This window comes from Thiolapillus sp. (assembly GCF_048562965.1).
Taxonomy (GTDB): domain Bacteria; phylum Pseudomonadota; class Gammaproteobacteria; order Chromatiales; family Chromatiaceae; genus Thiolapillus; species Thiolapillus brandeum_A.
Genome location: NZ_JBHNMF010001112.1, coordinates 1 through 876 on the forward strand (window position 1 = coordinate 1; position 876 = coordinate 876).

Annotated in this window: 1 protein-coding gene; it reads right to left on the bottom strand. The window is 56.5% G+C overall.

Annotated features, from left to right (window positions below):
- Window positions 1-149: 149 nt before the first annotated feature.
- The coding region (locus tag ACOCD2_RS22660) for an HD-GYP domain-containing protein (RefSeq protein WP_419626188.1) at window positions 150-876 on the bottom strand (727 nt) is incomplete at its 5' end.

Genomic DNA, 876 nt, shown 5'->3' on the forward strand with positions numbered 1-876 from the left:
GCGAAGTGCTGCTGTTCCACCGGCAGCGAAACAAGTTCCTCGGCAATAATGTCGGTATGCAGGAAAGAGAATTCCACCTCCAGAATCTCGTCCAGCTCCTGACAGATTTTTTCCGCCGGCAGCCCTTGCTCAGCCATGGGAACCTGCCTTCATTCGTCTGAGAACCTGCGGGCGATCGTCCTGAAATCCTCTGCTACCGCTTGCAACGCCCGAACGACTTCGGGGTCGAACTGGCTGCCACTGTGATCCAAAATATAGGCCATAGCCTGCTCGTGCGTGGAGGCATCCTTGTAAACCCGCCGGGATATCAGTGCATCGTACACGTCCGCCACTGCCATGATCCTCCCTGACAAGGGAATATCTTCACCCGACAGACCCCGCGGATAACCACTGCCATCCCATTTCTCATGGTGTGTCCAGGCTATCTCTGCCGCCAGCTGCAGGAAATGGTTGTCTCCCAGCTTCGCTTTGGCATGCATGAGTGCATCCTTCCCATGTTCTGCATGCTTTTTCATCTCCTCGAATTCTTCTGAGGTCAGCCTGCCGGGCTTGAGCAGAATTTCATCCGGCACACCGATCTTGCCGATATCGTGCAGGGGAGCAGACCGGGCCAGCAAATGCACATAATGACGGGTCCTGATGATGTGATTGCCGGTCTCGTTGTCCCTGTATTCGGCCAGCGAAGCCATGGTGTCCACAGTGGCCTCCTGGGTCAGTTCCAGCGCACGACTGCCTTCGCGCAGCGCCAGCAGCGTACCCTCCAGATTGCCGAGCAATCGTCCGATGATGAATACCAGAATGAGCGAGAGTGCCAAATAGTTGCTGCAGATGACCACGAACAGCGCCAAGCCATCGCGCAGCAGGGGTGTCAGACCC